At 50.9% G+C, this 12,565-nt stretch carries 14 protein-coding genes; 1 reads left to right on the top strand and 13 read right to left on the bottom strand.

What is annotated here, in order from left to right:
• Positions 1–24: 24 nt before the first annotated feature.
• From DHAF_RS09910 to DHAF_RS09895, 6 genes are all read right to left on the bottom strand, one after another.
• On the bottom strand, positions 25–1,131 hold the full coding sequence (locus tag DHAF_RS09910; protein WP_015943778.1) for a HemN domain-containing protein: 1,107 nt from the start codon (positions 1,129–1,131) through the stop codon (positions 25–27).
• Positions 1,132–1,242: 111 nt separating this feature from the next.
• Positions 1,243–3,192, bottom strand: a complete 1,950-nt coding sequence (locus tag DHAF_RS09905) for an FAD-binding protein (RefSeq protein ID WP_015943777.1) — start codon at positions 3,190–3,192, stop codon at positions 1,243–1,245.
• A gap of 21 nt (positions 3,193–3,213) precedes the next feature.
• On the bottom strand, positions 3,214–3,543 hold the full coding sequence (locus DHAF_RS26400; protein WP_242659999.1) for an FAD-binding protein: 330 nt from the start codon (positions 3,541–3,543) through the stop codon (positions 3,214–3,216).
• Positions 3,426–4,379, bottom strand: a complete 954-nt coding sequence (locus DHAF_RS26395) for an FAD-binding protein (protein ID WP_242659963.1) — start codon at positions 4,377–4,379, stop codon at positions 3,426–3,428. The genes DHAF_RS26400 and DHAF_RS26395 overlap by 118 nt, the downstream gene beginning before the upstream one ends.
• Positions 4,282–4,989 (bottom strand): FAD-dependent oxidoreductase, encoded by a 708-nt coding sequence (locus DHAF_RS26390; protein ID WP_242659962.1) that lies wholly within the window; start codon positions 4,987–4,989, stop codon positions 4,282–4,284. The genes DHAF_RS26395 and DHAF_RS26390 overlap by 98 nt, the downstream gene beginning before the upstream one ends.
• Positions 4,990–5,219: 230 nt before the next feature.
• Positions 5,220–5,600: a NusG domain II-containing protein gene (locus DHAF_RS09895; RefSeq protein ID WP_015943776.1), complete on the bottom strand. Its 381-nt coding sequence runs from the start codon at positions 5,598–5,600 to the stop codon at positions 5,220–5,222.
• Positions 5,601–5,954: 354 nt separating this feature from the next.
• On the opposite strand from DHAF_RS09895, the gene DHAF_RS09890 reads away from it, so the two are divergent.
• Positions 5,955–7,847: a PstS family phosphate ABC transporter substrate-binding protein gene (locus DHAF_RS09890; RefSeq protein WP_015943775.1), complete on the top strand. Its 1,893-nt coding sequence runs from the start codon at positions 5,955–5,957 to the stop codon at positions 7,845–7,847.
• Between the two features lie 551 nt (positions 7,848–8,398).
• Here DHAF_RS09890 and DHAF_RS09880 read toward each other — a convergent pair.
• The 7 genes from DHAF_RS09880 to DHAF_RS09855 form a co-directional block, all read right to left on the bottom strand.
• On the bottom strand, positions 8,399–8,839 hold the full coding sequence (locus DHAF_RS09880) for a DnaA N-terminal domain-containing protein (protein WP_015943774.1): 441 nt from the start codon (positions 8,837–8,839) through the stop codon (positions 8,399–8,401).
• A 170-nt stretch (positions 8,840–9,009) separates the two neighbouring features.
• Complete coding sequence (locus DHAF_RS25890; protein ID WP_158304531.1) at positions 9,010–9,150, bottom strand: hypothetical protein; 141 nt, start codon at positions 9,148–9,150, stop codon at positions 9,010–9,012.
• A gap of 71 nt (positions 9,151–9,221) precedes the next feature.
• Positions 9,222–9,581: a NifB/NifX family molybdenum-iron cluster-binding protein gene (locus DHAF_RS09875; RefSeq protein ID WP_015943773.1), complete on the bottom strand. Its 360-nt coding sequence runs from the start codon at positions 9,579–9,581 to the stop codon at positions 9,222–9,224.
• Positions 9,574–10,422, bottom strand: coding sequence for an Mrp/NBP35 family ATP-binding protein (locus DHAF_RS09870; protein WP_015943772.1), 849 nt, complete (start codon positions 10,420–10,422; stop codon positions 9,574–9,576). The genes DHAF_RS09875 and DHAF_RS09870 overlap by 8 nt, the downstream gene beginning before the upstream one ends.
• Before the next feature lie 33 nt (positions 10,423–10,455).
• Positions 10,456–11,319 carry an ATP-binding protein gene (locus DHAF_RS09865; protein ID WP_011461117.1) on the bottom strand — a complete coding sequence of 288 codons (864 nt, stop codon included), beginning with the start codon at positions 11,317–11,319 and terminating at the stop codon, positions 10,456–10,458.
• Positions 11,297–12,172: a nucleotide-binding protein gene (locus DHAF_RS09860; RefSeq protein ID WP_015943771.1), complete on the bottom strand. Its 876-nt coding sequence runs from the start codon at positions 12,170–12,172 to the stop codon at positions 11,297–11,299. The genes DHAF_RS09865 and DHAF_RS09860 overlap by 23 nt, the downstream gene beginning before the upstream one ends.
• Position 12,173: 1 nt before the next feature.
• Complete coding sequence (locus tag DHAF_RS09855) at positions 12,174–12,542, bottom strand: NifB/NifX family molybdenum-iron cluster-binding protein (RefSeq protein WP_015943770.1); 369 nt, start codon at positions 12,540–12,542, stop codon at positions 12,174–12,176.
• Positions 12,543–12,565: the final 23 nt, after the last annotated feature.

Raw genomic sequence — 12,565 nt, 5'->3', positions numbered from 1 at the left:
CACCGTATTTGCTTTTGTATCAACTTAATTGGCAAAGATAACTTTCTGTATCTCATCGATGTGAAAAAGCCCTTCTTCAGTGGGTACATACCTTCCATCCAGACAGCTTATAAAGGATTGCTTCAGCAATAGTTGCAGAGACGGGCCCATTGCCGCCCCAGCTCCTTCTCCAAAACGCGCAGCAAATTCCTCCTCCGAAAATCCTTCCGCTAATTGCAGCCGCAGAGCGGCGAAGCGTTTCTGCCGGGCCTTCTCATCCAAATACAGCACATTTTCCGTAATCTCTTCGTATTGACCGGCCCATTTCAGATATTTTGCCAAATCTGTCGTATTCGTAATTCCGTATCCGTCCACATAAGACTTGGCACCGACACCAAACCCGATGTGATCCATACCTTGGCACGTATAATAGAAATGCCTGCATTCATAGCCCTTTTTGGCAAAATGTCCGGCCGCGTATTGGCAGAAGCCTTTTCCTTTCAGGTATTCCAGGCTATACCGGTATTGATCCCTGCACTCCTCAGCGCTTACCCCCTCCTGCTCAGGCAGTTCAAACCGTTTCAGAGTGATATGGGATAGAGCCGGCAAGGCCAGGCATGTAACAAGGGAGTTGCGTAATGCGGCTTTGGTCTGACCGGGAATCCCATACATCACATCGGCGTTGACATTCCTATACTTGAACATCCCCAGCATGGTCAAGCCATCTTCAAGATCCGCCAGTCGGTAGGACGTGCCCAGATAGTCCAGCATTTTGTCACTGGCGCAAAGGGCCTCCACGCTGATCCGGTTGAAATTGCACATATTCAGCCCCGACAGGCAGGGCGATACCAGGGTTTCCGGAGCCGCCGCGATGGTCAGCTCCAGATATTCAGCCATTTGATACGCTCTCTTAAAGCGGAGCAGCAGCCGCGCCAGCTTATCCGGGGACAATACGGTAGCTGCTCCGCCGCCCACATAGATGCTTTGGACTGTTTTCCCCGCCAGCAGCTCCCCGGCATGATCGATCTCCCGTTCCAAGGCCTCCAGGTAAGCATTGCGGGTTTCTTTCCCCGCAGGCCGGATATGAGAGGATTCGCCTCTGCGCCTTCTGATGCAAAAAGGGATATTGACAAACACGGTCACTGAACTCATTGGCACAGCCTCCATCCAACCAGATCTTGTAACAAAAAGCACACACACTGTCCGAAAGCGGAGCCAGGAAATCCTTTGCCTCCGGACAGCAGCATGCCTAATGAGGGTTTGCTAGACGCCTTGGGCGGCATTCTTTCCTGCCAACCAGCCGTGGGTCATGGCCATGCCCAGGGAATTGCCGGCCATCGGGGTGACGTATTCCAGTCCATAGCGGTTGCCCAGGCAATTTCCGCAGGTATAAAGCCCTTTGATGGGATCTTCCTTGTTCCCTGCCCGGGCGACCCGGAATTCCTCGTCGGCAACCACCCCTGCCAGCGTGACCAGGCCCAGGCTTGGCTTGCTGTTCAACTCGCTTTTACCACCGTAAAAAGGCGCTTCGTCTACAGGGATCATCAGGTTCTTCTGCTTGCCGTAATCAATATCTCCCTCTGCCGAACGGCACAGCTCATTGTAGTGGGCAACTTCCGCCAGGAAGGTTTTCTTGGCGTCTCCCGTATAACCCAGAAAATCTGCCAGCTCATCCAGGGTATTGGCGGCATACACCGTTCCTTTCATATAAGCCAGACTTTCCGCTACGGCAACGCCGGAAATCTGGGTACCTTCCGGATTGCCGACCTCTATGCTGTTAAAGCCTTCCAACATAGCGTCCGCCATTTCCTTCCAGCCAAAGTTAGGGGCTCCGTGGTCAAGACCGCCCTTAAACAAGGTTTGGAACACCTTTTTATCCGTGACGAAGGAGGCCAAACCCTGGGGCTGGCGGAACATAATGCCGCTTGCCGTCGCTGTACCTGCTTCATTATGGAAGCGCCTGCCTTTTTTATTGAGCTGAAGAAAGGGGCCTGCTCCCCATGGTCCGGAAGGACCGGATTTTTTGCCCATGCAGCCTCTTGGTGTCGTTTCCATGATTCCGCCTGCCCAGCACATCATTTTATGTCCGGTCCCGCTGCGGGTTGAGGTATATTGCCAGTCGGCCACTGTCTGGCCGGAGCGCTCCGCCCATTCCATGTACTCATTAAGAAGAGCCCAGCACATCTCGGGATTCCCTTTAAAATCGCCGGCCGCCATGACAACCCCTTGGCGGGCATTAAACTGCTTGTAAGTACCGGGGCTGTTCAGATCCTCGGCAATTACGCCCGTCACATGACCGCCGGCGTCCTGAACAAGCACAACCCCTGTATGCTCAAAGTACCAGGTGGCGCCGTGTTCCTGGGCGTAATAGCAAATGTATTTATTGAAATACTCGATGTTGTTTCCCTGATGTCCATAAAACTGGATATTGCAGGGCCAGGTCTTATAATCGCCGACCTGCATAGGGTAAACCTGGTCTTCGTCATGCTGGTGATGGACGACGGATAAAGGATATTGGGTCATATCCGAATAATCCACCGTGACATCGTCTTTGCCGTGCAGCTCTTTTTTCACCACAACGGCGCTGTCCTCCTGAATCCGCCTGTCCTCCATGCTGGCGTAGATTTCCATCATCCGGTCCAGCATGGGACCGGAATTCTGAACGTATTTCTTAATTAGATCAGGATCGCAGCGACCCATGGTGCGCTTGACAAACTCATAGGCGATCTCGCCGGTATTGTAAGGACCAAAGCCGCGTCCAATCAGCCATTTGGAATTGACATGGCCGATATCCTCGCCGTACCAGCCGCTGCGGTTGGTACCATCGCCTTTAAGATCAACGAATGAACTCCAGGGCTGGGTTTCAATCACGGCGACGCTGGCGCCTTCATCCACCGCTCCCAGAGCCGCCAGCAGGCCGGAATGACCGCCGCCAACCACCACCACATCTTTCTCGATCACTTCTTTGATGGCGGTCGCCTCGATCTGAGGCGCCTTTCCCAGCCAATCGCCGGTGCTGCACATACCGAAGATGCGCTCACCCTCTGAAGCCGCAACCGGTGCGCCATTCCCCTCAGAGACCGGTGCCCCGGCCGGTGCAGAACTGTCGCAAGCGGTCAATACTCCCATTGCGGCAAGCCCGACCGCCCCCACCGCACTGCTTTTCAGAAAGTCTCTCCGGGAGAATCCTTTTTTTACTTCGTGATTGCTCATAAACTTTCCTCCTTTGTACGGTTAGACCCCTTGGGCGCAGTTTTTGCCTGCGGCATATCCGTAATATACACAAAGGGAATGGCTGATTCCGCGCATACAAATCGGATATTCCACAGCGAAGCGGTTGCCCATGACGTTGCCGCATACATAGAGTCCGGGAATGACCTGCCGCTCCGGATTTTTGGCATCCACAGCCGTGAAGGTGCGGCAATCTTCATCGCTTTCCAGACCGCCTATGCAGACAAGCATGGCGGCCGTACCCCATTTGGTCGCATAGAAAGGAGCCTTCTCGATGGGGAACATTCGCTTGGCGCTTTTGCCGAAATCTTCGTCCCTGCCGGCTTTGGCCAGTTCGTTGTAACGCTGGACAGAGGCAAGCGCCCTTTCCAACCCTTCCCCTGCAAAGCCCAAATTGCGGAGGAGCTCTGGGATGGTATTGCCCTGAGCGGCAAAACTATCCGCTTTTTTGCTGATAGCTTGGTGTACTGGCGATCGGCAAAGTTGGGATTGGACTCATCCTCATCTTCCGGAATGATGTAGCAGAGACCCCCGTGGGCCGGAGCCATAAAAGGAATCTGCTTACCCCAGTCGGAGTCAAAAATCTGAAACGAAGTCAATTCCGGCTGCAGTTCAATCTGGTTATGCAGCTGCTGGCCGGGAATATCCTCGTTCATGAACCGCTCACCATGCTTGTTGAGCTGCAGGAAAGGGGTGACTCCCATACCGCTGCCCATATGATGGGTCATCGGCGCATGATAATCCTGAACTTTAGCGCCAAGCCAGGCTCCCATGCGCAGTCCGTCGCCGGTATCGACGGGATTGCCCTCCACATCCTTGCCCAACATGCCCATGGCACCCATATTCCCAACACCCTTTTCGATAACCTCAGGGGCAAAATGCCGCAGGATCTTCTCATCGCCGGCATTATCACCCGTGGCCAGAACAACTCCCCTATCGGCATTGAACTGCAGGTATTTGCTGTTTTTCGCGTCGCGCACGATGATCCCGGTCACACGTCCCTTATCGTCTTTCAGCAATTTGGTGCCGAAGCAGCCATAGAAGATCTTGGCTCCCTTGGCCAGGGCGGCGTTAAGATTGGCTTCCACCACAAATCCCTGCTGATCCCTGCGGCTGGAGCGGAATTCCATGGATGACGGGAAGGAAGGTGGGAAAGTCTTCTTCCGCATAATTGTAGCCTGCAGGCAGAGGCCAGGACAATGGTACCAGAATCCCCTTATCGAACTGCTCCTGAGTTACAGCCTGGCGTGTGGTAGCGCAGATGGTAAGGTCCGGATAAGCTTCGATGAACCAGTCCATGACCTCGTGAGCATGCTCCGCCCATTTCTTCAGAATGGTACGCTTGTTGCGGTATGTGCATTCCTTCATGAGGCGATCGACAACAACATCGGTGGGTACAATGTTTTCACGTCCCCACCGCTTGTTCAGGGTACCGTTTAAGAGGGCGTATTCCCCCGAACGGCAGTTAAATGATTCCGATTTTTCGATAATGGCGACCCTGGCGCCTTCTTCAGCCGCTGCCCGTGCCGCGCAAATGCCTGCTAACCCTGCGCCGACAATGACCACATCAAAGGTCTGGGTCTCTGCTATGGAACCTGTTGCCGGTTCAGGGCCCAGCCAATCGTCAGCTGCTGCCGCCCCCGCAGAGGGCTGTTCGGTTTCCGGTGTTGCGGCAGCCGGTGTTTGAGGAGCGCAACCGGCCAAACCTGTGACCGCGATTGCGCCGACCGCTCCCGCGGCTCCTTTGAGAAAACCGCGCCGAGAAATTTCGTTACTCATGACAATCCTTTCCTCCCTTATAATCTGAGAAGTATACCAGCTTAAGGGGCTGATTCATTCCTCCTTTCTTATTGTTTATATTTTATAACTTTTTTCACAAAGTATAAGCTTCGATGTTTACTTGGTCCTGAATCGTGTTTATTTGGCGCATCAAAAAAGAGCCGACTCAGGATGCCCATTTTGCGCCACCTGAACAAGCTCAGTATAAATCTCAAATTGCTTATTTTCTTCTACAGTATTTCGTCGTTTTTATCATCCAGTCCCTGAATCGTAACAATAATTTTATTGGGTAAGCAAACGATGGCTTGGCTTGGCCTGGCAATCCAGCTGGTTTCCGAGCAAATCCTCTCGGGGCAAATCTCTTTAGGCATCTCCAGCATTCTTACTTTACCGTTTTTCACTTCAAGATAACCGGTTTGCTCTCCAAACTTAAATTCATAGGTTTGCATTTTCTCTTCAACCACGAGAGGGATTCTTTGCTTTACTTCATTGTCAATGACAATAACAATGCTGGCATTTGCCTGAGCGGTTTTTGCCAGGGTCATCGTGCCCAGCAAAATACTGCTTATGAGCACGATGCCGATAATGAGCAACTTCTCAACTTTTTTCATCTTTAATCCCCATAAGTTATTTCCAAAAGGTTGTTTCCATAACATTGGCATTATAGCAGGCAAATTTGATTACTCAATGAATGAGTTATGAATAACTTATGAAGAAATTATTGCTCTATAACATTTGGAAATTAGTACTCCATAGCATTTAGCAGATGATCGGGATAACCTATTCTCAATAGTTTGCATTATGGCTCAGTGGCTCCCGTTATTGATCCACTTATCTAAAAGAGGGATATGTCTCTTTTATAGAGAAAGACATTTCAAGGTATTGCCTTATAAGACGTATGAAGGTATGAACGTCTAATACATATGACAGAGGCGTTCATGGAGCTTGGGAAAGGAGCAAAAAGGATGAAAAAATTTCTGCTCATCATAATGTGCTTTGTAATCTTGGGCGGCTGTGCAAGACTTGGGAAGCCGGAAACGTTCCTGTTTACGGAGGAAAACTATCCCCGCATCGACGGCTCGACGGCTACGATTCCGCTGATTGAGGCAGTGGAGTGCGCACTGCTGGGGAAGGCCCGCACAGACGTTAAGGTCAATGTGAGCAAGACCAGCGGCGCCTATGAGGCCCTCGCAACCAACAAAGCGGACCTCCTGCTGGTGTATGACGGGGGCGATGAGACCCGGAAGCAGGTCAACGCCGATGAACTGTTTGAAACCGCCCCCATCGGGAAGGACGCTCTTGTCTTCCTGGTCAACCAGGATAACCCTGTGGAAAACCTCACCAGCGAGCAGGTACAAAAAATCTTTTCCGGCGAATACACTAATTGGAGCCATTTGGGCGGCAACGATGAGCCCATCAGAGCCTATCAGCGCGGAATCGGCTCCGGGAGCCAAGCGTTGATGGATAAGCTCGTCATGCGGGGACTTCCCATGGCGGAGCCTGCCAAGGTGCGGGTGATTGAAAGCATGGGCGGGCTGATTGACGCCGTTGCGAACTTTGTGGGCGGCCCCACGGGAATCGGTTATAATGTATTTTACTATGTGACGGAGATGCGGAAGAACAACTATATCAAGCTCCTGTCCGTCGACGGGGTAGAGCCCACCTATGAAAGCATCCAGTCGGGGGCTTATCCCTTTGTCAGCGAATTTTACTCCGTCATCCGCAAGAGCGAGCCGGCGGACTCCCCCGCCCGCGCTCTGCATGAGTGGATGCTCAGCGATGAGGCCCAAAACCTGATGGCAAGCGAGAAATATGTCGCCCTTCACGCCAATCCTAAGGCGAACACCCCCCATGTGGACGGAAACTATGCCATGTATCCCCAGGGCGAGGAGCCGGTCTATTTTCCAGGGACAAATCCCTATGCCCTGACACCGTCCAAGGCTTACGGTAAGCTGTATTTTTACCTCGGAGCCATCCATAGCGAATCGTCCTCATCGCCACAATTTTACGGTCTGTGCACCGCGGACGGAAAAATCGTCACGGAGCCGATTTACACTGTCGCGACCCTGCTGACGGACAGCAAGGGTAACACGGCCTACCTGTGCTTCCGCTCCGACCTGGCACGGAAGACGCTCAGCAATCCCGCCATTCTGTTTGCAACAGATGGAAGCTGGGTCAAGGACTATGACGACGCCCAATTCTGCTACGGTTTTAACGGAGCGGCCGATTCGGTCATCAACGCAGACTTTATCGCTGTGAAGAAGGATAGCCAGTGGGGCGCTGTGAACATGAACGGGGAAACCGTGCTCCCTTTCGACAGGAGCACTCCCGACGGTATCTATGGGCAGCCGGACTTCAGAAACTCAGGGCCAGAGCTGATGCTGGGAATCACGGCGGACCGGTATCTGGCCAGCGGGAAGCTTTACGACGCCAAGGGCAGGCTGATTGCCGACGACATCAAAGGCCTGCCCATGGCGGCGGCCGGAAACTACTTTGTGACAACAGATTTTAGTGCACAAAGCGCTCCAGTGGTCATCTATACCTACACCCTTGACGGAAAAATGCTGGCAAAGCTGGAGAGCAGCTCTGAGTTAGTCCAATGGGCTTCACCTTGCGGGGACTATGTGCTGGCGCGCCTGGAGGACCGGATTAAAGTCTATGACAGGCAACTCCAAGAGCTGTATGAACTTCCCCTCAGGCTTGATGAAACGGAGCATCGCTACGCCTATATGCGACAAGGAGCAGGCGTGCTGTATGATTCTAACCTGACTACGAAATTCCACCACACCTACCTGCCGGACGGGACAAAACTGGTCACCTGGTACGACCCCGACATGGGGGAAAACTTTGCGCAGTAAGATGCCCTATTTTAGTTCTTGTTGTTAATTTCTTTCTCCATGCGCAGGATTTCTTCCAGTGGAAGATGAGTCGCTTTAGCTATTACTTCCGGACTCATTCCCATGGTCAGCATGGTTCGGGCGGTTTCCCTTTTCTCCTCTTATCTGCCTTCTTCCCGGATCCATTGTTCAATCTGGGTCATTTTCAACACCTCCAACAATTTCCTTTTGTTACTCTCGGACATAATCTTGTCGGTGATCACGATCAGCGCGGCAATGGTGAATAGTTTCGTCTTTTCATCGGCAGCCTTGGCCAGCTCTGCCGCCGTTCTTATTCAGTGAAAATTTACGTCCAGCATGGCTTCAAGCCCTGAGAAAGGCTGCCAAGGGGTGATGACGGCGGAGTTGATAAACCCTTTGGCCAATACCCAGGAATAGCCTTTTCTTTTAACTCTGAATATAGATTTAAACTTTTCTTACTAGAAAGTCCCCCTGATCACTTCAATATGACCGGGGGGGTCAACTATAGAGCAAGGCTTCCTTGCTTTACATACTCTTTTCCAGCTGTGGCATCAACCAGCATCCATTCGCTCCTGGCAAACAGACTGCAGCATTTGCGTGAAATACTCTTCGAAAGTCCGTCCGATGCTGTTATTTTTTTCCTTTTCGTAAACCTGTTTCATCAAGTCATATAAATCTTCGTCAACCTTAAGCACCAGTTGCCGTTTGTGATCGTTTACCTGCCCTTCTTCGCGAAGAACAATCTCTTCGATCGACGGTTCGATTGATTGAACCGTCTCTAAAATTATGAACTTATAACGACTTTCAAGCCAATCCAGACAAAATGTGTTAGGACAAAATAAGACAAGGGAATTTCTTTCCGCTCCAGGGACAACCGGCTCTATCCAGGTCTTAAAAGCCGCAGGCGTTAAATTCCTTTTCAGCACTTCAAGCGCCTTTTCCCAAATCAATAACATCTCTTCGGCTGTTAGAATAAGCTTACCATCTGCCATTATTGGCACCACCTTTGAATTCCTGTTATTTGCACCCTAATCCAGTGCACCGAACTATAACAATATTTAATTATACCACTAAAAGAGCAATTATCATCAGCTCAGTCACGGAGTGAGGATAATAAAGCTGGGATACTTTCCGCCAAGCAGGAAATACGGGAAGATACCTCTCATTCCATGGCCGGCCTTTGGTCCGTGAGCAGCGCACACATCGTCTGGAAAAGCTGAAAACCTTCGTTCGCCGGCGAACCGGCAGGAGTATGGCGTGGATAACACAGGGCATACTCTATGGCAAAGAGGGCTTCTGGCATCTGCCAGTCGCCCTCTTTGGTTATTTTTCTGACTGTCTTACTGCGACAGCGCCTTTCGTATCTATCAGGATTCACTCTCCGCACTCACCATGATGTTGGTGGTCATGGCAAACGGAACCGGTGGATTTAAGAGTCCCTTTGAGATATTCTTCCACAACATCCTGGGTATTGCCGGCTGCTCCCGTGATCACTTCGATGCCCTTTTCATTAAAGATATCGATGGCACCTGCCCCCATGCCACCTGAGATGATCACATTGACGCCCATGTCATTAAGGAAGTTAGGCAAAAAACCAGGCTTATGCCCAGGGTTTGGCAGGCAGCCGCTCTTAACAATCCGGTTCTCTTCGGCTTCAAAAATATTGAAGTTTACGCAGTGGCCAAAATGCTCCGCCACTCTTTCCATTTCACTTGCTACTGCAATTTTAAGCATCTTTCATTCCCTCCATTTTTTCCATTAGTTCAGCTGCCAGGTCAAACCAATTTACCTCAACCTGTTCTATGGTTCCCTGATCGCAGGCCGCGGCTATTTGGGGTTCAATCGGCAATTTGGCGAGAATCTTTAAATGATGTTCAGCGGCGATCTCTTCAAGATGACTGTCGCCAAAGATCTGATACTCTTTGCCGTTGTCAGGGCATTTAAAATAGGACATATTTTCAACCAGACCCAGAACAGGAATCTTCATCATTTCCGCCATCTTGACGGCCTTGGTGACAATCATGGCTACCAGCTCCTGCGGAGAAGTGACGACGATAATTCCATCCACCGGCAGGGATTGAAACACTGTGAGGGGAACATCGCCGGTTCCGGGGGGCATGTCGATGAACATGAAATCCACATCCCTCCAGATGGCATCTGTCCAGAACTGCTTGACGATCCCGGCGATAATCGGTCCCCGCCAAATCACAGGATCGGTATCCTTTGCCAAAAGCAAATTAATCGACATAATATCAATACCGGCTTCACTTTTAACAGGAATCAGGCCGGATTCACCGCCCCGGGCTTTCTCCTTAAGACCAAAGGCTTTGGGAATGGAAGGCCCTGTCACATCGGCATCAAGAATCGCCGTATGGTAGCCTCTTTTCTTCATGGCAACGGCAAGCATGGAGGTGACAAGGGATTTGCCCACCCCGCCTTTGCCGCTGACGATACCGATAACCTTTTTGACCCTGCTCTGCTCATGGAGCTTTGCGGAGAAATCGGGGTTGCCTTCTTTGCGGTCTGCGCAGTCCTCCCCGCAACTGCTGCAGCTTTCATTGCATTGTTCGCTCATAGTTTTGTCTCCTTTATTATCAGATTAGATCCATCACATTGTTATAAGGTTCATCACCTTGTTGTAGACCTCTCTTACTGCTGTTCCCGATGCGCACTCACTATCGACAATCGTCAGCCCCTTATTGATAGCTTCAACGGCAGCGGCATCAAAAGGAATTTTTCCCACCAAGGGCAGTTCCTGTCTTTGGCAATACTCCTCGATTCTCTCCGCATGGTCGGGGTTGGTATCCGATTTATTGATACAGATGGCAGCTTTCGTACCGAATTTGGCCGCTGTGTTGATGATGCGCTCCATGTCGCTGATGCCTGATAAGGAAGGTTCCGCCACAATCAAAACCATATCCACGCCGCTGAGGGAGGCTATGACAGGGCAGCCAATTCCGGGGGAGCCGTCAATAATCGCCAGCTCGGCCGCACCCGCTGCCCCTTTCAGCTGTTTCTTGACCTCTGCGACCAACTTGCCGGAGGTCCCGCTCCCCATCTTCAGTTGTGCTGTTGAAAATACCTTTTCCTGATGAATATACAGCATCAATTCACCGGCCGCGGCAGGCTTTAGAGTTATGGCCCCGGCCGGACACAGAGCCTGACAGACCCCACAGCCTTCACAGGCAAAGGGATCTACCCTATATGTACTCCCTGCTGAAATAGCCTCAAACCGGCAGTTTTGCCTGCATTGATCGCATTGGCTGCACAGTTCGGGATCTATCTGGGCTTTGGGCAGCCCATAGTAATCCAGCTTCGCTGGTTCTGAGCTCTGTCCTGCAATGAGGTGCAGATTGGGAGCATCCACGTCACAATCCCCATAAGCCCTGGCGTCGGCAAGCTTTATCAAGGCACTGGCTATGGTGGTTTTTCCAGTACCTCCTTTCCCGCTAAGAATAAGCAGCTGTTTCATGCTGAACCTCCTTGGTTACTGTTTCTAGGAGAGCGGAAAACAGAGCCTTGTATGGTTCACTTTTCCTGACGGCAATTTCGGCATTGGAATTCAATCTTCCCAACTCATGATCAAAAGGCAGGCGGCTTAAGATCTTAATATTTTTTTCTAAGCAAAACGTTTCAGCTGGATTTTCTCCTTCCAGGCTTTTATTCAGCACAACTCCGCAGGGTTTATTAAAGATCTTGACCAGCTCATGGACCATATTGAGATTATGAACGCCAAACAAAGTCGGCTCGGCAACCAACAGGCAGTAATCCGCATCCTTGATGCTCTCCATAACACTACAGGCACTGCCCGGAGGACAGTCGATGAAGGTGAGTTGGTCGGATTCCGGTTCGTTCTTATCCGATTTATTCTCATTGAGAAGCTTCTTTATGATCGGGACACCTGAAACTTCACCGATATTGAGCACTCCGGTATAGACCCTTACCTGATCAGACAGCCCTTTTTGAACTTTGCCGATACCCTTTTCTTGCTCAGTCAGAGCCTTTTCGGGACAAAGGAGGATACAGCCCCCGCAGGAATGACAAACATCTTCAAACACGAGCAGCTTTTCTTTTATGTAGGCAAGGGCATTGAATTGGCAGAAATCCACGCATCTTCGGCACCCCTGGCACAGTGTATCCTCAACCCTGGGAATTTTGACTGTTATTTCTTCCTCCTGAAGGATTTCAGGTTTAAAGAAGAGATGTCCATTGGGTTCTTCAACATCACAGTCTATATAGGTGGAGCGCTGGGCTGCCGCAGCCAAGTTCACCGCTACCAGTGTTTTGCCGGTGCCGCCCTTGCCGCTGAGGACAGCTATCTTCATACTAATGGCCTCCGTGGCCATGTAATCCGGCATGAATTTCATCAAGGGCAGGAAGTTTTCCGGCCTTAAAAGCATCAATATTATCTTTAGCCCAAAGGGTTGTGGTTTTAAACAGTTTAATCTCAGCCGCTCTTAAGACCTCGGCTGCATTTTCTCCGCAGCGGGGCACAAGCAAAGCGTCAACCTTATGATCGACGATGATTTGAGCAGCTTTAACCCCTGCGCCTCCTGTGCTTGCCGCTGCGCTGTTGCTAAAAAAGCTGCCTTCTTTGGTTTCCAGATCATAGATAAGAAAATAAGGAGCCCGTCCGAAGGATACACAGACATTGGTCCCTATATTTTTCTCATCCACAGGTATAGCTATCTTCATAAGAATCCTCCCTTCTTTCTCAC

Source organism: Desulfitobacterium hafniense DCB-2 (assembly GCF_000021925.1).
Taxonomy (GTDB): Bacteria; Bacillota; Desulfitobacteriia; order Desulfitobacteriales; family Desulfitobacteriaceae; genus Desulfitobacterium; species Desulfitobacterium hafniense.
This window is presented reverse-complemented; position numbering and strand designations above follow the sequence as displayed.